Consider the following 19,014-nt stretch of genomic DNA (forward strand, 5'->3'; position numbering starts at 1 on the left):
AGGAGCGCCGTCATGGAAGCCTACGATTATATCATCATCGGCGCTGGCTCGGCCGGCTGCACCCTCGCCGCGCGGCTGACCGAAGACCCGGCCACGCGCGTACTGCTGCTCGAAGCGGGCGGCAGGAACGACGGCGTCGTAGTGCGGATGCCCGCCGGCGTCGGCAACCTCATCAAGGACAAGGGGCCGCAGAACTGGGGCTTCTGGACCGAGGCGGAGCCGCATCTAGACGACCGCCGCCTGTGGTGGCCGCGTGGCAAGGGGCTGGGCGGATCGTCGGCGATCAACGGCATGGTCTATATGCGCGGCCACCCGCTCGACTATGACGAGTGGCGGCAGACGGGGCTGACCGGCTGGGGCTGGGACGACGTGCTGCCCTATTTCAGACGGCTGGAGCGGCATCATCGGGCCAAGGATCAGACGGACAATTTGCATGGCGGTGAAGGCCCGCTCCACATCAGCAAGGGCGAGAGCAGCAGCCCGTTCAATGCCGCGTTGATCGAGGCGGGGCGGCAGGCGGGCTTCCCCGTCACCGGCGATTTCAACGGCGCGCAATTTGAGGGCTTCGGCCCGTACGACCTGACGATCAGCAACGGGCGGCGCTGGAGCACCGCGGAAGGCTATCTGAAGCCCGCCCTCGCGCGCGCCAACCTCACCGTCGCCACCGACGCGCGCACCACGCGCATTCGTGTGGAGAACGGCCGTGCGACCGGCGTCGACTATGCCATAGGCAAGCGCCGCACGCCGCGATCGGCGGACGCGGCGGGCGAGGTGCTGCTCTGCGCGGGCGCGGTGCAGAGCCCGCACATCCTGCAGCTGTCGGGAATCGGCGATCCCGCGCGGCTCAAGGCGGCTGGCGTGGGTGTCACCCACGCGCTGCCCGGGGTCGGCGAGAATCTGCAGGACCATCTCGACGTCATCATGAACTGGCGGTCGCAGAACCTGGACAGCGTCTATTCGGTGACGCGCGGGCTGAAACAGCTCGGCGTCGGCCTGCGCTACATGCTTCGGGGCACCGGGCCGGGACGGCAGCAGTTCCTGGAATCGGGCGCGTTCGTACCTTCGCGCGAAGGATTGTCGCGGCCCGATATCCAGATCCACGGCGTACTCGCGCTGATGCGCGACCATGGCAAAGTCAAAGCGACCGAGGATGGCTTCTCGCTCCATCTCTGCCAGCTCCGTCCGGAGAGCCGCGGACGCGTCGGGCTGCACTCCGGCGACGCATTTGCCGATCCGACGATCGCGGCGAACTATCTCGCCACCCCCGAAGACCGGCGCGTGCTGCGCGAATCGGTTAGGATAGGACGCCGTGTCGTCGCGCAGGACGCGCTGTCACCCTACCGGGGCGACGAACTCGCGCCGGGCGAGGCGGTGGTCAGCGACGAGCAGATCGACGCCTGGGTCCGCGCGACCGCCGAAACCATCTATCACCCGGTCGGCACCTGCAAGATGGGGACAAAGGACGACACGCTGGCGGTGGTCGACGGCGCGCTGAGAGTGCGCGGGCTGACCGGACTGCGCGTGATCGATGCATCGGTCATGCCGAGCCTGGTCAGCTCGAACACCAACGCGCCCACGATCATGATCGCGGAAAAGGCGGCGGACCTGTTGCGCGCCGGGCACCGCGAGCGGCAGGCGGCCTGACCTGCAGGCGACCAAGCAGTAACCCGCTCTGCCGCCACATATGATGCTGTTTAGGTCAGCATCGCGTGCGTTGTTCGGGTAACAGCGCCGTCATAATTGCGTCGCCCGGGCTTTACATCTTGTTGCGCTGCGGCAACGAATGGCGGCTGGAGCGCGGGATCGGGACCCGTGCTGGGACGACCCGGCACAGCCGGGCGCAAGGGGTACTCTGATGTCAACGTTCCGTAATCGCATGCTGCTGTCCGCGGCGCCGTTCGCCTTTGTGCTGGGCGCGACGCCCGCGCTGGCGCAGACTGCCGCGAGCGGCCAGTCGGGTACGCCCGCGACGCCCGCAGCGCAGGACATTCGCGAGCAGCAGGCCAACCCCACGTCGCCCGCCGGGCAAAGCGATCAGGCTACGGCGGATCAGGGTGGCGGCGATGTCGTTGTCACCGGCTCGCTGCTGCGTCGCACCTCGACCGAGACGCCGTCACCCGTCACCGTGCTGACCAGCGAGAACCTGGCGCGCGCCGGCATCACCACCGCCGCCGACGCGATCCGCTCGATTTCAGCGGACAGCGCCGGCTCGATCGGCACGGGCTTCCAGACCGGCTTCTCGGCCGGCGGATCGGCCGTGTCGCTGCGCGGGCTGGGGGTATCGTCCACCCTGGTGCTGGTCGACGGGCTGCGCTCGACCAATTTCCCGATCAACGATGATGGTCACAACGCCTATGTCGACCTCAATTCCATCCCGTTCAGCCTGATCGACCGGATCGAGGTTCTGAAGGACGGCGCTTCGTCGACCTACGGCGCGGACGCGATCGGCGGCGTCGTCAATCTGATCCTGAAGAAGCGGTTCATCGGCGTCGCTGGGCAGGTCGAAGGGGGCATCGCCGAGCTTGGCGACGCCAGCCGCTATCGCGCGAACCTGACCGCGGGCATCGGCGACTATGAGACGCAGGGGTTCAACGCTTACATCAATGCCGAATATCAGCGTGACGGCCGCGTTTCCAACAGCAGCCGCGGCTTCCCCTACAACACGCAAGATCTGACCCCGATTGGCGGCAACGACAACAATTCGGCCGATCAGTCGCTGACCGTCAACACGCCGACCGCCTATGTCGTGCGCACCACGCAGACCGACCTCAACAACCCGCTGTCGGGTGGCACCGCGGTCACCAACGATCCGGGTCAGACCTATGCGACCTACACCGCGCTGGGGCTGAACAACTGTGCGCGGCCGACCTACAGCGTCACGACCGGCGCAGCGCGCGGCACCGGCTGCCCGTATGACCTGACCGACCTCTATCGCCAGATCCAGCCGCTCCAGGAGCGTTACTCGGTCAACGGCCGCCTCTCGATCAAGGTCAATGACGACACCGAGGCGTATTTCACCGGCAGCTACAGCCGCAGCTACGTGTCGATCACCAGCGCCTTTCCATCGGCGGTGCGCCAGACACAGCCCTTTGGCGGGTCGCCGCTGGTTGCGACCAGCAATCCGGGCATCGTCCTGCCGGTCTATATCTGCTCGGCCGGGCTCAACTGCGCGACGGCGGCCGATCGCCAGCTCAATCCCAACAACCCGTATGCCGCCGCCAATGCCGCCACGCCGACCCTGGGGGCTGCCCGCATCTATTATCTGTTCAGCGACATTGCGGCGGGCAGCGAACGCACCAACGAGGTGTATCGCGGCACGGCGGGCATCAGCGGCCATTTCGGCGCGGGTGTGAATTGGCGGGTCGAGGGGGTCTATGCCCGCGACAATCTGACGCTGGTGCAGCACGGGCTGATCAACATCGCCGCCTTGCGCACGGTCATCAACACGGGCGCGTATAACTTCGTCAACCCGCAGCTAAACACCGCGGCAGTGCGCACGCAGCTCTCGCCGGACAAGACGACCCCATCGCACTCGGAACTGTATTCGCTCGACGCCTCGGTCGCCGCCGAGCTGACCCAGTTGCCGGGCGGGCCATTGCAGCTTGCGGTCGGGGGCCAGGCGCGGCGCGAGAAGCTGGAGAACAACAATCAGAATGCCGCGCTGGACACCTATGGTCTGACCACCTCTTCCGCCTTCGGCCAGCATACCGTGGTCGCCGGCTATGCCGAACTCGACGCGCCGATCCTGACCTCGCTCGACGTCAATCTGTCGGGCCGGTACGATCATTATTCGGAAGGGTTCGGACGTTTCTCGCCCAAGATCGGGGTCAAGTTCACGCCGATCCGCGAGTTCGCGATCCGCGGCACCTATTCACAGGGCTTCCGCGCACCGACCTTCGCCGAGTCGGGCCCGCGCAGCCAATATGCGGGCTTCGTGACGATCACGCCGCCGGGCGCCTTCTGCGCGCAGCATGGCGGCGCGGCCAACGCGACCGGGGCATGCACCAACGGCGGCAATCCGTACAACTTCCAGTATTCGGTCGGCCGCGGCTTTGCGGGCAATCCGAACCTGGAGCCGGAACGGTCGCGCTCGTTCACGCTCGGCGCGATCTTCCAGCCGGTGCGCTGGTTCAGCGCGACGGTCGACTATTACAACGTCAAGAAGACCAACCTGATCGCCAACGGTCCACTCGCGGGCGCAGCGATCAACGCCTATTATTCAGTCGCCGCCAACGCCTATCCCTCGGCGGCAGCGGCTTCGGCGGCCGGGTGCGCCGCGGTGGCAGCGGTCGGTGCTGGCTATTCGTGCAACCTGATCGATGGTGTCGATCCGCTGTTCCCGAACGCGCTGCCCCGCGTCCTCATCGTCAATGCGCCGTTCGTCAACGTGAACTCCGACACGACGGAGGGACTGGATTTCTCCGCGACGGTCAGCGTGCCGTCGATCATGGGCGCGCATTTCACCAGCCGGATCGAGTCCACCTATATCATTCGCTACGACCGCGACACGGCGGCGGGCATCCAGCGCTTTGCCGGAACGTTCGGGCCCTATGATCTGTCGTCGGGCAACGGCACGCCCCGCATCCGCGGCAACTGGCAGAACACGCTGGATTTCGGCAGCTACTCGATCAGCGCGACGGCCTATTATGTCGGCAAGATCAAGGAGGTCGCGACCGACCAGGGTAACCTGTCCACCTCGTGCGCCGCGAATCTGTACAAGGTCGCCGCCTCGGCGCCGGACTACAACGCCTTCTGCTACGTCAACAGCTTCATCAACGTCGATCTGAACCAGAGCTTCCGCGTGAACGACCGCTTCACGTTCACGTTCAACGTTCTGAACCTGCTCAACGCCCGCGCCCCCGTCGCGCCGGCGGCCTATGCCAGCGCACCCAACTTCCTGACGACGTGGCATTATGCCGGGCTGATCGGGCGGCAGTTCCGGGCGGGGGCGTCGTTCCGCTTCTGATCACCGGGCGGTAGAGTGAGGGCGGCCCTCCCGGCCGGGAGGGCCGCCCTTATCGTGTCAGCGCTGCATCCGCGCCATCGCCGCGGGGCTCATCGCGTGATGGTCGACATGGGCCATGATCCACAGGCTGCCGATCAGCACCAGCCCGGCGATCAACGTGCCGAAGGCGAGCGCAAGCACGTTGTTGGTGTTGTCGGGTCCCGTCGTGATGTGGAGGAAAAAGACTAGGTGAACGCCCATCTGGCCGACCGCCAGCGCGATCAGCGCGATCGGGATGCCCGGCGGCCACACCCAGCCATAACCCGCCGCTACCGCGAACGACGCGATGGTCGCCAGCGTCGCCAGCGCGAAGCCGATCAGATAGCCGCGCACCGCACCCGCGATATCGGGGCCTTCCGCCGTCGCCTCGCCAGGCGCGCGATCGCCGCCTTCGCTCATGCCCCCGACCCCAGCAAATAGACGGTGGTGAACAGCGCCACCCAGATGATATCGAGCGCGTGCCAGAATAGCATGAAGCAGTTGACGCGCCGGATGACATCGTCGCGGAACCCCTTCGCCCCGACCTGCGCCATCATCGTCATCAACCACAGCAGCCCCAACGTTACATGCAGGCCGTGGCAGCCGACCAGCGCGAAGAAGCTTGACAGGAAGGCGCTGCGGGCTGGGCCGTTACCTTCGCCGATCAGATGCAGGAACTCGTGGACCTCGCCCGCCACGAACGCCGCGCCGAGCAGCCCCGCCACCGCCATGCCAATTTGGAACAGCGGCGCGCGCCGGGCGAGCATTGCGACGCTCGCCAGTCCGGCGGCGAAGGAGGAAAGCAACAGCGCCGCGGTTTCCCACGCGACCAGGCCTAGGTCGAAGACGTCGCGCCCCGACGGTCCGCCGGCGGTCTCGCCACCCAGGACAGCATAGCTGGCGAAGAAGCCCGAGAAGAGGATGAAGTCCGAAAGGAGGAAGATCCAGAATCCGTAAGCGACCACGATCCGCTGCGGCGCGGGACCGCGCTCGCTGACGGGCACATCGCCATGCCCCAGATGGTGAGGATCGGCGGCTGCGGCGCTCATGCGGGATCAAGCCCCAGGAGCGCAGCCTTGCCAACACGCCGCGCATCGTCCAGCCGCTCCGCCTCGGCGGCGGACACCTGCACCTCGTTTTCGTCGCGCCACGCAAAGACTACGAAGGTCGCCCAGGCGCCCAAGCAGCCGGCGATCACCAGCCACCAGATGTGCCACACGAGCGCGAACCCCATTAGCGTTGTGAAGAAGGCGGTGACGATGCCGGTCGGCGAGTTGCGCGGCATATGAAACGCCTCGTACTGCGGCCGCTCGCTCAGCCGCTGCTGCTCCCGCGCGCGCGCCTTCATCCCCCAATAAGCCTCTTCCCCCTCGACATTGGGAAGCGCAGCAAAATTAAACGGCGGCGGCGGCGAGCTGGTCGACCATTCCAGCGTGCGGCCGTCCCAAGGGTCGCCGCTCTCGTCGCGCAGGCGATCCGGATTACGGATCGACACATAGAGCTGGATGATCATGCACGCGATCGCCGCCGCAATGACCAGCGCGCCCAGCCCGGCGACGAGCAAAGGCGGCTGCCATTGCGGGACATCATAATGCTGGAGCCGCCGCGTCATGCCCTCCAGCCCGAGCAAATACAGCGGCATGAAGGCGAGATAGAAGCCGACCAGCCACAACCAGAACGCAGCACGCCCCCACCCCTCGTGCAACCGGAAGCCAAATGCCTTGGGGAACCAGTAGGTATAGCCGGCGAATGCCCCGAACAGCACCGCCGGAATGACGATGTTGTGGAAATGCGCGACCAGGAACAGCGAGTTGTGGAGCTGGAAGTCCGCGGGCGGCACCGCCAGCAAGACGCCGGTCATGCCGCCGATCACGAAACTGCACATGAAGCCGATGGCGTAGAGCATCGGCACCGTGAACCTGATCCGGCCGCCGTACATGGTGAACAGCCAGGTGAAGACCTTCACCCCCGTCGGCACCGCGATGATCATCGTCATCACGCCGAAGAAGCCGTTGACGTCGGCGCCCGCGCCCATGGTGAAGAAATGATGGAGCCACACCATGAAGCTCAACAGGCAGATCGCCATCGTCGCGACGATCATCGAGCGGTAGCCGAACAGCGGCTTGCCGGAGAAGGTCGACACCACCTCGGAGAAGATGCCGAAGGCGGGGAGGACCAGGATATACACCTCGGGATGGCCCCAGGCCCAGACGAGGTTGACGAACATCATCTGGTTGCCGCCCAGTTCGTTCGTAAAGAAATGAAAACCCGCATAGCGGTCGAGCGTCAGCATCGCGAGCACGGCGGTCAGCAGCGGAAAGGCGGCGACGATCAGCAGGTTGGTGGCGAGTGACGTCCAGCAGAACATCGGCATCCGCGTGTAGCCCATGCCCGGTGCGCGCATCTTCAGGATCGTCGTGACCAGATTGACGCCGGTGAGCAGCGTGCCGACACCGCTGATCTGCAGTGCCCAAAGATAATAGTCGACACCGACGCCGGGAGAGAAACGCAGCTCGCTCAATGGCGGGTAGGCAATCCACCCGGTCTTCGCGAACTCGCCCACCACCAGGCTGATATTGAGCAGGAAGGCGCCGCTCGCGGTCAGCCAGAAGCTGACATTGTTGAGCGTTGGGAATGCCACGTCGCGGATGCCGAGCTGAAGCGGGACGGCGAAGTTCATCAGCCCGACCATGAACGGCATGGCGACGAAGAAGATCATGATCGTACCGTGCGCGGAAAACACCTGATCATAATGTTCCGGCGGCAGAAAGCCGGGCGCGTTCATCGCCATCGCCTGCTGCGCACGCATCATCAGCGCGTCGGCAAAGCCGCGGACCAGCATCACCAGCGCGAACAGGCAATACATGACGCCGATCCGCTTATGGTCGGCAGACGTGAGCCACTCGCGCCAAAGATAGGGCCAGTGCCCGGCGCGCCAGACCCACAGCAGCACCGCCGCGATCAGCCCGCCGAAGACGCCGAACGCGACGAGCGGGATCGGATTGTCGAGCGGGATGGCCGACCAGTCGAGCTTGCCGAACATCGCCTCAATCCTCCCGGCCGGCATGGCGCGCGGGCTCGTGTACGGGCGCGCCGCCGTTGCGGACCACGGCATCGTAAAGACCGGGCTGGACGGCGCGGAACGTCATCGACGGCGACGCGGCCTCGGCCAGGTTGAGGCGGAGGAAGGTTGGGGCATCGAGCATCGGCCCGGCCGCCCTCGCCGATGCCGCCCAGCCCTCGAACGCCGCGGATGGGACTGCGTCGACGGCAAAGCCCATGTCTGCAAAGCCCGCGCCGCTATAATGGGCCGACAGGCCACGATAGTGGCCCGGCCGATCGGCCTGAAGGTTAAGCTTCGCGTCCATGCCGCTCATCGCGTAAATCTGGCTGCCGAGCTGCGGCACGAAAAAGCTGTTCATCACCGTCGCCGAGGTGATGCGGAACGCGATCGGCCGCCCGGCAGGGATGACCAGGTGGTTGATCGTCGCCACGCCCTGATCGGGATAGATGAACAGCCACTTCCAATCGAGCGAAATGACCTGAACCGTAAGCGGCGCTTGCCGCGCCGCGAGCGGGCGCGACGGCTCCAGCGCGTGACTGCCGACCCAGCCGATCCCGGCGAGGAATATGACCGCGAGCAGCGGCACCGACCAAACCAGCAATTCCAGCCGTCCCGAATAGGCCCAGTCCGGGCGATACTGCGCGCGCGCGTTGCCGGCCCGGAACCACCAAGCGAAGGCAAGCGTCGCGACGATCGTCGGCACGATGATCGCCAGCATGATCGCCAGCGAGTTGAGCAGGATGGTCCGCTCCCCCGCCGCGACCGGCCCGGCCGGTTCGAGCACGCCCGGCGCGCACGCGACGAGCGCGAAAGGTAGCAGAAGCGGCAGGCGGCGGGCGAGCTGCACACGCGCTACCTAGCGTAGTGTGCGGTGCGTCACCATGACCTGCGGCAAATCGCGCGTGATCGAAACCAAGATAGGTTGTCGTCACGCCGTTTCGTCGACGCCGCGAGCGGTGATAAGCGAGCCGCATGACCCGCCTCCGCTCCGTCCTGTACATGCCTGCCTCGAACCCGCGCGCGGTCGCGAAAGCGCGCGAGCTGCCATGCGATGCAGTGATCCTTGATCTGGAGGACGCCGTCGCGCCGGATGCGAAGGCAGCGGCGCGGGCGCAGGCGGCGGCGGCGGTGCGCGACGGCGGGTTCGGCAAACCGGTGGTGGTGCGGATCAACGGCCGCGGCACGGCCTGGGGCGACGACGACTTGGCGGCGCTGGCGGGCGGTGCGGCGGAAGCGGTGCTGGTGCCCAAGGTCGACGGCCCCGCCGACCTGCGCTGGGCGCGCGAACGGCTCGCGGGCGTACCGCTCTGGGCGATGACGGAGAGCTGTGCGGGCGTGATCGCGCTGAGCGAGACGGTGGGGGCGGCAGGCGAGCTGGGGCTGACCGCGCTGGTCGCCGGGACCAACGACCTGGCCAAGGAGATGCGTAGCCGTCCCGATGCGGCGCGGACGCCGCTGCTGCCGGTGCTGACGCAGATCGTCGTCGCGGCGCGGGCGGCGGGGATCGCCACACTCGACGGCGTTTGCAACGCGCTCGGGGATGCGGACCGGCTTGCGGCGGAATGCGCGCAGGGCGCGATGCTGGGCTTCGACGGCAAGACGCTGATCCACCCCGACCAGATCGCCGCCGCGAACGCGGCGTTCGCGCCGACTGCAGCGGACATCGCGTGGGCAAGTGGCGTCTTGAAGGCGTTTGCGCAGCCGGAGAATGCCGACAAGGGCGCGATCCGGTTTGACGGCGCGATGGTGGAGAGGCTCCACCTCGCGGAGGCGGAGCGGATACTCGCTGCAGGATGACCGCCGTTATCCCCGCTTTGCGCTGGGGTAACGGCGGTAGCGGCTACTCCTTCGCCGTGCCCGGCTCCGCCATTTTGCGGTGCTGCTCGGCCAGCACGGCGTTCGGGGTCACGTTGGCGATCGTCGTCTGGACCTTGTTCTTCCAGCCCGAGGCCACCGCGGCCTTACCCGCCATCAGTGCGTCCCAGCCGTGCTTGGCGGTGTCGGCGGGGTCTTCCTTCTTGGGATCGGTGCCGACCTGCGTGTCCATCATGTCGCCGCGTTCGAAGAACTCGGTGTCGGTAGGCCCGGGCATCAGGTTGGTGATGGTGACGCCGTCGGCGTCCTTCAGCTCGTTCTGGATGGCGGCCACGAAGCTGTCCACGAACGCCTTGGTGCCGTTATATACCGCCTGGAAAGAGCCGGGGATATAGCCCGCCACCGAACCGGTGACGAGCACCTTGCCGTCGTTGCGCGCGACCATCTGCTTCAGCACCTTTTGCAGGAGATAGGTTGTGCCGGTCACGTTGGTGTTGACGACGTGGCGCCACTCGGCCGGATCCTGGTCGAGAAAAGCGCGGCCCAGGCCGTGGCCCGCATTGGCGCAGAGCAGATCGATCTGCCGGCCGCCCGCAGCGTCCAGCAACCGGTCGACACCCTCGAAGTTCGACAGGTCGACTTCAAGCGTCTCTACCGACGCGCCTGCCGCGCGGAGTTCGCTCTCGGCGCTGGTGAACGAGGTGTCGGCCGCGACCAGCAGGGCGTAGCCGTCACGGGCCGCCAGTTTGGCGAGCTCAAGGCCGATGCCGGACGATGCGCCGGTGACGATGGCAAACTTGTTGGACATTGCTGTTTCTCCTGTGATCAGATGCGCTGCGGCAAAGCGGCGTCGCCCGTCCCCGGCCGACCGAGGCCAGCCGGCGGCGCGGTCTCGGCCCCGGCTTCGCAGCCGGCGTGCCGCTCATGGCTGGAGCACGACCTTCGTGTATTCGTCCTGATGATCCTTGAACATCTTGTAGCCGTGTGGCGCCTGCTCCAGCGGCATATGGTGCGAGATCAGGAACTCGGTCTCGATCTTGCCCTCCATGATCGCGTTCAACAGAGCGGGCATGTAGTGCTGGACATGGGTCTGCCCGGTCTTGAGCGTCAGCCCCTTTTCCATGAAGGCGCCGAGCGGGAACTTGTCGACGAAGCCGCCGTACACGGCCGGCATCGATACCCGTCCCCCCTTTCGGCAGGCAAGGATCGCCTGACGGATGGCGTGGATGCGATCGGTGCCGAGGAAGGTGGACGCCTTGATCTGATCGACCACGTTGTCGACGAAGAAGCCGTGCGCCTCCAGCCCGACAGCGTCGATCACCGCATCGGGGCCGATCCCGCCGGTCATCTCCATCAGCGCCTCGTAGACGCCGGTCTCGGTGAAGTTGATGACCTCCGCCCCGAACCGTCGCGCCAGTTCCAGCCGCTTGGGAAAGTGATCAATCGCGATCACGCGCTCGGCTCCCATCAGGAAGGCCGATTGCACCGCAAACAGTCCGACCGGGCCGCAGCCCCAGACCGCAACCGTATCGCCCGGCTCGATCCCAGCATATTCCGCCGCCTGCCAGCCGGTCGGCAGGATGTCGGACAGGAACAGCACCTTGTCGTCAGGCACACCGTCGGGGATGACGATCGGGCCGACATCGCTGAACGGCACGCGGACATATTCCGCCTGCCCGCCCGAATAGCCGCCGGTCATGTGGCTATAGCCGAACAGCCCGCTCATCGGCTGGCCGTACAGGGTCTGGGCGATGTCCTGATTGTCCGAAGGCAGGCCGTTGTCGCAGGCGGAGTATTGGTGCTTGCCGCAATGATAACAGCTACCGCACGCAATGGTGAACGGCACCACCACCCGCTGCCCCTTTTTGAGCGTCGATCTGGCGCCGACCTCGACCACCTCGCCCATGAATTCGTGGCCGAGCACATCGCCCGCCTGCATCGTCGGGATGTAGCCGTCGTAGAGATGGAGATCGGAACCGCAGATCGCGGTCGACGTCACCTTGATGATGCAGTCGCGATCGTTGACGATCTCCGGGTCGGAGACGGTGTCGACGCGGACGTCGTGTTTGCCGTGCCAGGCCAGTGCGCGCATCAGCGTCGCTCCCTTAAGCAAGAATGCGCGTTCATTCGTGGGTCTTCCCTTCGGCATCGAGCGCCTTGTTGCGCGCGGCGGTGGCGATCTCGCCGGTTTCGAGCAGCTGCTTCAGGCGGCGGAGGTTGCGGCGCGCCTGGATGGCGGGATCGCGCTGGAACAGCTTCGCCACCAGCTTGCCGACTGCACCGCCGACCGGATCATAGTTGAGCGTGAGCGTCACCACCGTGCCGCGCCCGGCCACTTCCTTGAAGGTGGTGCGGCCGGCATTGGCATAGTTGGTGTCGACCGCCTGCCACGCGAGTAGCGACTCCGGCTCCTCCTCGGTGATCGCGGCGTCCCATTCGACAGTGCGACCGCCGGCACCGTGAGCGACCCAGTGCGGGCGCTGCGGATCGCTGGTGTCGACCCGCTCAACTTCGTCCATGTAGCGCGGGGCGTTCGACAGGTCGCGGTAGAACGCCCAGACCTCCGCCACCGGTCGGTTGATCGTCACTGCGCGGCCGACGACCTCGCTGCCCGCGCCGTCGCCGAACATCGCCTCGACCTCGGCAGCCTGACCCTTCTTGGCGGCGCCGACGGGTCCGTCGTCGCCTCTGGCTTCCGCCATCGTCCATCTCCTTGCAATCACGACCAGAAGCGCGCCGGCGACGGCAGGGTTCCCGGGCATTGCCTCAGGTTAGTGAGGTCGGAACCGCCGCTGCGCCGGGCGGTTCGGACAGGGAAGAGGAGTTTTCCGCGATGAGCGCATTGTTCGGCCGAATCGACGAAGACGGGCTGCCGGGTCATGAATCGACCCTTGAACCGAAACCAGAATGGCGGCCGCGCTTTCCCGGCGCGGGGCGGCTGAGCGGCAAGGTAGCGGTGGTCACCGGGGGCGACAGCGGCATCGGCCGCGCGACCGCGGTGCTGTTCGCGCGCGAGGGCGCGGACGTCGCGATCGTCTATCTCAACGAGCATGACGATGCCGCGGAGACGGCGCAGGCGATCCGCGACGAGGGCCGTCGCGCGCTGACGATCGCGGGCGATGTCGGCGACAAGGCGTTCTGCACCCGCGCGGTCGAGCAGGTGGTGCGTGAACTGGGCGGGCTGCACGTGCTGGTCAACAATGCCGGGGAGCAGCATCCCGACAGCGACATCACGGACATCACCGAGGACCAGCTGCGCCGGACGTTCCAGACCAACATCTTCGGGATGTTCTTCATGGTCCAGGCGGCGCGCCCGCATCTGCAGGAGGGCGCCGCGATCGTGAACTGCACCTCCGTCACCATGTATGCGGGTGAGCCCGAGCTGCTCGACTATTCGTCGACCAAGGGGGCGATCACCGCCTTTACCCGGTCGCTGTCGGAGCAGCTGGTCGGCAAGGGCATCCGCGTCAATGCGGTCGCGCCCGGCCCGATTTGGACACCGCTCAACCCCAGCGGCGGGGCGAGCGCCAAGAAGCTGGCGACCTTTGGGCAGAAGACGCCGATGGGCCGGGCGGGGCAGCCGAACGAGGTGGCGCCCGCCTTCCTGTTCCTGGCGTGCGATGATGCGAGCTATATGTCGGGGCAGGTACTGCATCCGAATGGCGGGCAGGTGGTGAATGGCTGAAGAGCGCGAAGCAACCGACGATCCGATCAAGCCGACAACGGCAACGGACCACCCGAACCTGTCAACCGAGCATCAGCAGGAGGGCGACGCGCGGCGGCCCAGCGACCTGCTCGACAAGGGACAGGAGAGCGAGGAGACGATCCCGCGCAAGTCGTCGCTGCTCTGACCTGACCCATCGCCATCCGCCGCAGCCACGCAGGCGCTGCGGATCAGCGCTCGCCGCCGGGCTGAAAACCGGTGCCTTCGGCCGAGACCAGGCTGGGCGCCGGGCCCGTGGCCGGGCGAAGCGCCTCGCGTTCGGCGGGAGTCATCGGCGCGTCGATGTCGGGGCGGAACGCCGCGGGTGCGCGGTGATCGGGGCCGAGGTCCCCGCCCGCCGCCAGGTCGGGCGCGCCATGGCCTTCCAACCCGGTCGGCACGCCGGGATCGCGCGCGGCGGGACCGTTGGCTGCGGGCTCCGGCCGGAGCGGCAGCGGCGCGGGGGCCGATTGCCCCTTCTCCGCTTCGTCGCGGCGTCGCGTTGCAAGCGCAACGGCGGCGATGGTGAGCGCGGCGGTGCCGGCGACAAAGGTAGCAAGGCCGAAGAGCAGCGTCGTTGGCCCGGGGCGCGACGGCGCCGATTTGCGCGATGACATGAAATGGCGTCCTTGAATGGCTTGCCTGCCCAACGGGCGGGCGGGCGCGCCGTTCCTTGCGCGCGGGACGCGGGCGTCAGCCGGCGGCGGCGACGTCCTCCAGCTCGACCTTGGCGGCGCGGGCATCGCGGCTCGCCTCCGTCTTGAGGCTGCGCGCCGCCATCGCGTTCCAGGCGGCCTCCGCACGCAGCGCCCGGTCGCGGACGTTGTCGAGGATCGCGTCGGCGGCTTCCTGGCGGCAGCGGGTGGCGTGCGCCGAGTAAGTGTCACTGTCACGCATGCGAGTCTCCGATCGCGACCGGGTGTAGCCCGGATCGGAACGCGGCGATACGGGCGAAGCGCGGCATTGCCGAGACACCCGGTTGATCCGGCCGCTCCCCCACGCGTGTCGATCGGCCGTACAGCGTCACCGTTTTCCTTTCTCCGGGGCATACCCCCGGTCCTGCCGCGGTCGAGGCGCGCACGTGCACAGCGGCGCTACGCACGTGCGCGCTGCGGCCTACACCGCCTGCAGGTTCACGGCGGTCATCTTGCCGCGGCGATCCTCTTCGAGATCGTAGCTGACGCGCTGGTTCTGCGTCAGCGTGACCAGCCCCGCACGCTCGACGGCGGAGATGTGGACGAAGGCGTCGTTGCCGCCATTTTCGGGGGCGATGAAGCCATAGCCCTTGTCGGCGTTGAAGAACTTGACGGTGCCGGTGGTGGCCATGAGGGTGTTCCTTTCATGCGGCGCGGCCGACAACCGGCGCGCGCGGTGCTGCGGGGCAGGGAAGGAAGGATCGAGCCGCAAAGCTGGATAACCGTCGATTTGCGACTTCAGCGACCGCCATGTGGGGCGGCGGCCGGCAAAGGGCAAGGCTGGCGGCGAGGCTGGCGGCAAGGCGGGCGGCGCGATGTTGTCCATGTTGTCCGCCAGAACGGCATTCACGCCTCGTCCCCGGACGGCTCCTTCAGCTCCGCGATCCGCCGCAGCGGCACCGACGGCGGCAACTCCGCGTCGACCTCGTTCAGGAGCGTCGACCACAGATCCTCCAGCTCGCGCTGCGACAGATTGGGGTGCGCGGGCGGCGGCTCGTGCGTGAGGACGCACATCAGCAGCCGGTCGCTGAACACGCGGCGCGTGCCGACCTGTTCGCCGCGATGCCACACCGCCTCCTCACGGCCATGGAGCGCCCGCTCGGTCGCCTCCTCCAGCAGGCGGCGGCGGCCGATGCGGACGGCGACATCCCACAGGATCGCGAAGACGGACGCCGGGTGACGGCTGCGCAGCGCATTGGCGCTCTGCTTGCTCAGCCCGACATGGCGGCACGCCGCGGCGACGACGCCGTTTTCCGCCAGGTGGAGGAGGAAGGCGCGCTGCACCGCGGGCGTCCAGCCGCGGCCGCCGATCCGGCCGGTGGCGAGCAGCTGGAGCGAGGTCGGGTCGGGCGGGACCCAGCCGCCGGCCCGCGCGGCGGCAAGCATCGCATCCGGCACATGCTCGCCGCGCGCGACCCGCCCGGTGACGAGCTGGTGGAACTCGGCCTGGTGCTGTTCCGGCGTCAGCGTCGCTGATCCGTTCAGCCCTGCGGTGAGCGCAGCGTCGATGTCTTCCGGTGACGCGACGGGGTGGATGCAGGGCGGTGGCGCGGGGCGATGCCGGTGACGGCGCTTTGCCATGAGGTCCTCGCTCGAGTCGGTGAGAGGACCGGACAGGTATGCGGGGCGGGGGCTTGTAGGACAGGGCTATTTTGGGGTTTGACCCGGATTTGTTCCGTTGTCGGGGCGGGGGCATGCGCGGCGAGCGGACGCGGATCGTGTGCCCCTGGTGCGGGAGCGATCGGGTGAGCCGGGACGCTTGGTGGAGTGGGACGTGGCGCGGCAGGCGTGGGTGCTGGGTGCGGTGTTCGACGACGGGTTCTGTCACCGGTGCGGGTGCGCGCGGAGGCTGGTCGAGGAGCCGCTGGTTGACGCGGCTTTTTCTGTAGCTACATAAACCGGTGGAGATCAGCTTCGATCCTGCCAAGCGTGAGGAGACGCTGCGCGAGCGTGCGCTGGACTTCGCCGATGCTGGCGCGTTGTTCGCCGGCACGACGCTGAGGATGACCGGTTCGACTATCCGGAGCCGCGCTATCAGACCTATGGCTAGCTGGCCGAGCGGCTGGTGCTGATGGCGTGGACGCCGACCGACGAAGGCTTACGCGTAATCTCGATGAGGTACTGTCATGACAAGGAACGTCGCCGCATCGCGCCCCGCATGGGATGACGATGATCTGCCGGAATGGACGGACGACCAGCTCGATCGCGCCGAGCTGGTGGTCGGGGGCAAGGTCGTACGCCCGGCGAACGGGACGTTGATGCGGACTGGGAGGCCGCCACTGGGCGGTGCGGCGAAGCGGCAGGTGACGCTGCGGCTCGACCCGGATGTGGTGGAGCGGTTCCGCGCGGGCGGGCCGGGGTGGCAGGGGCGGATCAACGAGGCGCTGCGGAAGGCGGTGGGGTTGTAGGGCCTCCCGTCAGCGCAGCTGTTCGACGTGCAGGCTGCCAGCCGGCGTCGGGCGGCAGATGTCGGTGGCGGAGAGCGAGCCGTCGAGCCAGCCGGCCCAGGCGTCGCGCGGGGGCAAGACGATCTGGCGGCGGTGATAGGGAGCGATGTCCGGGCCGGGTTCGCAGGTGAGCATGGTGAAGGCCTCGCCGACGGTCGCGTCGCGCCGCCACAGCCCGGCGACGCAGAACCAGTCAAAGCCGAGCGCGCCGGGTGCGGCGGTGAAGCGCCACTTGCTCTTGCGTTTTGCGCCGGGCGGCGGCTCGCTGAACTCAAAAAAGGCGTCGATCGGGATCAGGCAGCGGCCGCCATCGGCAAAGTTGGTCAGTCGGCGACCCTCCGACCGGAAGTTATAGACGGGCTTGCCGGTCGGCCCTGGCCAGCTCCAGCGCCGGATGACGCCCTCCGCCCCGGCGCCGTCGGGGTCGGCGCGCAGGATGAGCGTCGGGTCCGTGATCCGGATCGAGTCGAGCGGGGCCAGGTTGGGCAGCCCCTCGGGGAAGCGGAGCGGGATCTTGAGCTGCGACCAGTCCTGGCGGAGCTGATGGAGCGCGATCCGGCGGGCGGCTTCGTTGCACATGGTGTGAGGTTAGGGTTTGGGGAGAGGTGAATCCAGCCGCGGAAGTGGGCGAAGCGGCAGGTGACGCTGCGGCTCGACCAGGATGTGGTGGAGCCGTTCCGCGAAGACGGGCCGGGGTGGCAGGGGCGGATCAACGAGGCGCTGCGGAAGGCGGTGGGGTTGGATTGAGCTCGTCATAGCGGTAAGTTGAGAATAGAGGTGGTGATGAGTAAGATGGATGACTCGGCCATTGGACGCATACGGGCGCTAGGCAAGGACGGCCGCGTCCCGAGCTTCGCATGGCTGCGCGGATCTTTCGCCGTTCAGAAGAGCGCTGACGTATATAAGTCACTGAACTACGGTAAGACTGTTATTGAAACAGAAGATCAGCTAAATCAGTACCTGTATTCGTACGGACCAATGGTCCAGAGCCAGTGGACTTATGCGAGTAAGTTCCTGTCGCTTCTGAGCATCGACTCGGCAACGAGATGGATCGATTATGGGTGCGGCCAAGGACTCGCCGGCCTGTTCCTTTATGAGGCACTTGGCCCCACACTGTTCAATCAGGTTTCAGATGTCATCCTAGTTGAACCTTCTGCGATGGCGCTTTGCAGAGCTAAGGCTATCTACAAAGCTCTCGCACCACGCAGCGCGGTTGACGGTATCCGAAAGTCGTTCAGTGATTTAGAAAAAGATGAGCTTGAGCGTGAGGGGGCACGGAGTACGCTTCATGTCTTCTCAAACGTGCTCGACATCAACGGCTACAATCACCTGAAGCTACTTGGGGACAGATTGTCGCCCGGTAAACACGTCATAATAGCGGTCGGGAACGATCGCGACTTTGACGGCGGATCACCTAATCTGCAGAAGCTCAAGACCGCTGTCGAACATCCAAAAATGGCATCTCGCATTACCGTTGCCTCATCGACTCTAGAGCAGTTCAAGTGCGACAACCGTAGCGAGCCGGCCATCGTATGGCATTGCGAACTGGAGGTGAGGGATGGATAACCTGTTCCAACTAACGTCCAATGAGCTGCCTTTCAATCTACCCGATAGACCCGGCTATCAGGCCGCGTGGAATGATCGTTGGCATGGCTTTCATGTCACAATCCCAAGCGGAACCTTCTTTTACTCGGAAAGGTTTTTCAATGCTCGCTGGAGTGATCGCTCTGTAGAGTATTTTCTCGAGAATGACCGGTTCGACTGGCGTAAGGTAGACTGGCGCTCCTTGTCAGCAGCTGAGTTAAACAGCTTAGCTTTCAGCCACATTCGATGGCAGCAGGATTACCTCAAACTGTACGGCAAAGTCATCCCGCTTCCACGGCTAACGGCATGGTATGGCGATCCTGGTAAATCTTACGAGTACTCAGGTATCAACGCTGACCCACACCCGTGGGTGAGCGGCCTTTCGCACCTAAAAAATCGCATTGAGGAGTGCGCCGCCCACCAATTTAACTGCGTGTTGCTAAACTGGTACAGAGATGGTCAGGACTCGCTAAGCTGGCATGCAGATGATGAGAAAGAGTTGGGGGAAAATCCGGTAATCGCGTCGGCAAATTTTGGAGCAACTCGTGATTTCCTAATTCGTAAGAATGATGATCATTCACAGAAATTGTCCATTCCCTTAAAGCATGGTTCACTTCTAATCATGCAAGGTGAGATGCAACATTACTGGCAGCACTCTGTTCCTAAGAGACCAAAGGTGAAGGATAACCGTTTCAACTTAACCTTTCGAACAATCAATTAGA

General features: G+C 66.0%; 22 protein-coding genes. 10 read left to right on the top strand and 12 right to left on the bottom strand.

What is annotated here, in order from left to right:
* The first annotated feature begins 12 nt into the window (after positions 1-12).
* On the top strand, positions 13-1,644 hold the full coding sequence (locus tag ACP2AD_RS14095) for a choline dehydrogenase (RefSeq protein ID WP_425230673.1): 1,632 nt from the start codon (positions 13-15) through the stop codon (positions 1,642-1,644).
* A gap of 211 nt (positions 1,645-1,855) precedes the next feature.
* A complete protein-coding gene (locus ACP2AD_RS14100; RefSeq protein WP_425230674.1) occupies positions 1,856-4,966 on the top strand; it encodes a TonB-dependent receptor domain-containing protein in 3,111 nt (1,036 codons plus the stop codon).
* 57 nt (positions 4,967-5,023) lie between these two features.
* On the opposite strand, the gene cyoD is transcribed toward ACP2AD_RS14100, so the two are convergent.
* Genes cyoD through cyoA form a run of 4 tightly spaced genes read right to left on the bottom strand, consistent with a single transcriptional unit; the run spans position 5,024 to position 8,895 of the window.
* On the bottom strand, positions 5,024-5,404 hold the full coding sequence (gene cyoD / locus ACP2AD_RS14105; RefSeq protein ID WP_425230675.1) for a cytochrome o ubiquinol oxidase subunit IV: 381 nt from the start codon (positions 5,402-5,404) through the stop codon (positions 5,024-5,026).
* Positions 5,401-6,033 (bottom strand): cytochrome (ubi)quinol oxidase subunit III, encoded by a 633-nt coding sequence (locus ACP2AD_RS14110; RefSeq protein ID WP_425230676.1) that lies wholly within the window; start codon positions 6,031-6,033, stop codon positions 5,401-5,403. Before ACP2AD_RS14110 ends, cyoD begins: the two co-directional genes overlap by 4 nt.
* Positions 6,030-8,027 carry a cytochrome o ubiquinol oxidase subunit I gene (gene cyoB / locus ACP2AD_RS14115; protein WP_425230677.1) on the bottom strand — a complete coding sequence of 666 codons (1,998 nt, stop codon included), beginning with the start codon at positions 8,025-8,027 and terminating at the stop codon, positions 6,030-6,032. Before cyoB ends, ACP2AD_RS14110 begins: the two co-directional genes overlap by 4 nt.
* A gap of 4 nt (positions 8,028-8,031) precedes the next feature.
* Positions 8,032-8,895 carry a ubiquinol oxidase subunit II gene (gene cyoA / locus ACP2AD_RS14120; protein WP_425230678.1) on the bottom strand — a complete coding sequence of 288 codons (864 nt, stop codon included), beginning with the start codon at positions 8,893-8,895 and terminating at the stop codon, positions 8,032-8,034.
* 125 nt (positions 8,896-9,020) lie between these two features.
* Here cyoA and ACP2AD_RS14125 point away from each other — a divergent pair, with 125 nt between their 5' ends.
* Positions 9,021-9,845 (top strand): HpcH/HpaI aldolase/citrate lyase family protein, encoded by an 825-nt coding sequence (locus ACP2AD_RS14125; RefSeq protein ID WP_425230679.1) that lies wholly within the window; start codon positions 9,021-9,023, stop codon positions 9,843-9,845.
* 43 nt (positions 9,846-9,888) lie between these two features.
* Here the strand turns inward: ACP2AD_RS14125 and ACP2AD_RS14130 are convergent, their stop codons facing one another.
* The 3 genes from ACP2AD_RS14130 to ACP2AD_RS14140 all read right to left on the bottom strand — a co-directional run bounded on the left by ACP2AD_RS14130 (position 9,889) and on the right by ACP2AD_RS14140 (position 12,565).
* Positions 9,889-10,671 (bottom strand): SDR family NAD(P)-dependent oxidoreductase, encoded by a 783-nt coding sequence (locus tag ACP2AD_RS14130; RefSeq protein WP_425230680.1) that lies wholly within the window; start codon positions 10,669-10,671, stop codon positions 9,889-9,891.
* Positions 10,672-10,785: 114 nt separating this feature from the next.
* A complete protein-coding gene (locus tag ACP2AD_RS14135) occupies positions 10,786-11,955 on the bottom strand; it encodes a zinc-dependent alcohol dehydrogenase (protein ID WP_425230681.1) in 1,170 nt (389 codons plus the stop codon).
* A 31-nt stretch (positions 11,956-11,986) separates the two neighbouring features.
* On the bottom strand, positions 11,987-12,565 hold the full coding sequence (locus ACP2AD_RS14140) for an SRPBCC family protein (protein ID WP_425230682.1): 579 nt from the start codon (positions 12,563-12,565) through the stop codon (positions 11,987-11,989).
* Positions 12,566-12,696: 131 nt separating this feature from the next.
* Here ACP2AD_RS14140 and ACP2AD_RS14145 point away from each other — a divergent pair, with 131 nt between their 5' ends.
* Positions 12,697-13,548, top strand: coding sequence for an SDR family oxidoreductase (locus ACP2AD_RS14145; RefSeq protein ID WP_425230683.1), 852 nt, complete (start codon positions 12,697-12,699; stop codon positions 13,546-13,548).
* Positions 13,541-13,714 (top strand): hypothetical protein, encoded by a 174-nt coding sequence (locus ACP2AD_RS14150; protein WP_425230684.1) that lies wholly within the window; start codon positions 13,541-13,543, stop codon positions 13,712-13,714. Before ACP2AD_RS14145 ends, ACP2AD_RS14150 begins: the two co-directional genes overlap by 8 nt.
* A 43-nt stretch (positions 13,715-13,757) precedes the next feature.
* Here ACP2AD_RS14150 and ACP2AD_RS14155 read toward each other — a convergent pair whose 3' ends face one another.
* The 4 genes from ACP2AD_RS14155 to ACP2AD_RS14170 all read right to left on the bottom strand — a co-directional run bounded on the left by ACP2AD_RS14155 (position 13,758) and on the right by ACP2AD_RS14170 (position 15,842).
* Positions 13,758-14,183: a hypothetical protein gene (locus tag ACP2AD_RS14155; RefSeq protein WP_425230685.1), complete on the bottom strand. Its 426-nt coding sequence runs from the start codon at positions 14,181-14,183 to the stop codon at positions 13,758-13,760.
* 76 nt (positions 14,184-14,259) lie between these two features.
* Positions 14,260-14,463, bottom strand: a complete 204-nt coding sequence (locus ACP2AD_RS14160) for a hypothetical protein (protein WP_425230686.1) — start codon at positions 14,461-14,463, stop codon at positions 14,260-14,262.
* 219 nt (positions 14,464-14,682) lie between these two features.
* Complete coding sequence (locus ACP2AD_RS14165) at positions 14,683-14,892, bottom strand: cold-shock protein (RefSeq protein ID WP_425230687.1); 210 nt, start codon at positions 14,890-14,892, stop codon at positions 14,683-14,685.
* A 215-nt stretch (positions 14,893-15,107) separates the two neighbouring features.
* The gene (locus ACP2AD_RS14170; RefSeq protein ID WP_425230688.1) at positions 15,108-15,842 is read right to left on the bottom strand and encodes a hypothetical protein; all 735 of its coding nucleotides are present in this window, start codon (positions 15,840-15,842) and stop codon (positions 15,108-15,110) included.
* A 320-nt stretch (positions 15,843-16,162) separates the two neighbouring features.
* On the opposite strand from ACP2AD_RS14170, the gene ACP2AD_RS14175 reads away from it, so the two are divergent.
* Together ACP2AD_RS14175 and ACP2AD_RS14180 are read left to right on the top strand one after the other, a co-directional pair.
* Entirely contained in the window at positions 16,163-16,333 is a 171-nt protein-coding gene (locus tag ACP2AD_RS14175) for a hypothetical protein (protein ID WP_425230689.1), read from the top strand.
* A gap of 54 nt (positions 16,334-16,387) precedes the next feature.
* A complete protein-coding gene (locus tag ACP2AD_RS14180; protein ID WP_425230690.1) occupies positions 16,388-16,669 on the top strand; it encodes a BrnA antitoxin family protein in 282 nt (93 codons plus the stop codon).
* A 9-nt stretch (positions 16,670-16,678) separates the two neighbouring features.
* Here ACP2AD_RS14180 and ACP2AD_RS14185 read toward each other — a convergent pair whose 3' ends face one another.
* Entirely contained in the window at positions 16,679-17,287 is a 609-nt protein-coding gene (locus ACP2AD_RS14185) for an SOS response-associated peptidase family protein (RefSeq protein WP_425230691.1), read from the bottom strand.
* Positions 17,288-17,347: 60 nt separating this feature from the next.
* Here ACP2AD_RS14185 and ACP2AD_RS14190 point away from each other — a divergent pair, with 60 nt between their 5' ends.
* Genes ACP2AD_RS14190 through ACP2AD_RS14200 form a run of 3 tightly spaced genes read left to right on the top strand, consistent with a single transcriptional unit; the run spans position 17,348 to position 19,013 of the window.
* The gene (locus ACP2AD_RS14190) at positions 17,348-17,455 is read left to right on the top strand and encodes a BrnA antitoxin family protein (RefSeq protein WP_425230692.1); all 108 of its coding nucleotides are present in this window, start codon (positions 17,348-17,350) and stop codon (positions 17,453-17,455) included.
* Positions 17,456-17,491: 36 nt separating this feature from the next.
* Positions 17,492-18,274: a hypothetical protein gene (locus tag ACP2AD_RS14195; protein ID WP_425230693.1), complete on the top strand. Its 783-nt coding sequence runs from the start codon at positions 17,492-17,494 to the stop codon at positions 18,272-18,274.
* Entirely contained in the window at positions 18,267-19,013 is a 747-nt protein-coding gene (locus tag ACP2AD_RS14200; protein WP_425230694.1) for an alpha-ketoglutarate-dependent dioxygenase AlkB family protein, read from the top strand. The genes ACP2AD_RS14195 and ACP2AD_RS14200 overlap by 8 nt, the downstream gene beginning before the upstream one ends.
* Position 19,014: the final 1 nt, after the last annotated feature.

The sequence above is a fragment of the Sphingomonas sp. genome, assembly GCF_965248875.1.
GTDB lineage: Bacteria > Pseudomonadota > Alphaproteobacteria > Sphingomonadales > Sphingomonadaceae > Sphingomonas.

Coding starts and splice junctions, on each gene's coding strand:
- ACP2AD_RS14140 (WP_425230682.1), bottom strand. CDS start 12,565: ATGGCGGAAGCCAGAGGCGACGACGGACCCGTCGGCGCCGCCAAGAAG.
- ACP2AD_RS14165 (WP_425230687.1), bottom strand. CDS start 14,892: ATGGCCACCACCGGCACCGTCAAGTTCTTCAACGCCGACAAGGGCTAT.
- cyoB (WP_425230677.1), bottom strand. CDS start 8,027: ATGTTCGGCAAGCTCGACTGGTCGGCCATCCCGCTCGACAATCCGATC.
- ACP2AD_RS14170 (WP_425230688.1), bottom strand. CDS start 15,842: ATGGCAAAGCGCCGTCACCGGCATCGCCCCGCGCCACCGCCCTGCATC.
- ACP2AD_RS14145 (WP_425230683.1), top strand. CDS start 12,697: ATGAGCGCATTGTTCGGCCGAATCGACGAAGACGGGCTGCCGGGTCAT.
- ACP2AD_RS14110 (WP_425230676.1), bottom strand. CDS start 6,033: ATGAGCGCCGCAGCCGCCGATCCTCACCATCTGGGGCATGGCGATGTG.
- ACP2AD_RS14100 (WP_425230674.1), top strand. CDS start 1,856: ATGTCAACGTTCCGTAATCGCATGCTGCTGTCCGCGGCGCCGTTCGCC.
- ACP2AD_RS14155 (WP_425230685.1), bottom strand. CDS start 14,183: ATGTCATCGCGCAAATCGGCGCCGTCGCGCCCCGGGCCAACGACGCTG.
- ACP2AD_RS14160 (WP_425230686.1), bottom strand. CDS start 14,463: ATGCGTGACAGTGACACTTACTCGGCGCACGCCACCCGCTGCCGCCAG.
- ACP2AD_RS14185 (WP_425230691.1), bottom strand. CDS start 17,287: ATGTGCAACGAAGCCGCCCGCCGGATCGCGCTCCATCAGCTCCGCCAG.
- ACP2AD_RS14135 (WP_425230681.1), bottom strand. CDS start 11,955: ATGCGCGCACTGGCCTGGCACGGCAAACACGACGTCCGCGTCGACACC.
- ACP2AD_RS14095 (WP_425230673.1), top strand. CDS start 13: ATGGAAGCCTACGATTATATCATCATCGGCGCTGGCTCGGCCGGCTGC.
- ACP2AD_RS14195 (WP_425230693.1), top strand. CDS start 17,492: ATGAGTAAGATGGATGACTCGGCCATTGGACGCATACGGGCGCTAGGC.
- ACP2AD_RS14150 (WP_425230684.1), top strand. CDS start 13,541: ATGGCTGAAGAGCGCGAAGCAACCGACGATCCGATCAAGCCGACAACG.
- ACP2AD_RS14200 (WP_425230694.1), top strand. CDS start 18,267: ATGGATAACCTGTTCCAACTAACGTCCAATGAGCTGCCTTTCAATCTA.
- ACP2AD_RS14125 (WP_425230679.1), top strand. CDS start 9,021: ATGACCCGCCTCCGCTCCGTCCTGTACATGCCTGCCTCGAACCCGCGC.
- cyoD (WP_425230675.1), bottom strand. CDS start 5,404: ATGAGCGAAGGCGGCGATCGCGCGCCTGGCGAGGCGACGGCGGAAGGC.
- ACP2AD_RS14180 (WP_425230690.1), top strand. CDS start 16,388: ATGACAAGGAACGTCGCCGCATCGCGCCCCGCATGGGATGACGATGAT.
- ACP2AD_RS14130 (WP_425230680.1), bottom strand. CDS start 10,671: ATGTCCAACAAGTTTGCCATCGTCACCGGCGCATCGTCCGGCATCGGC.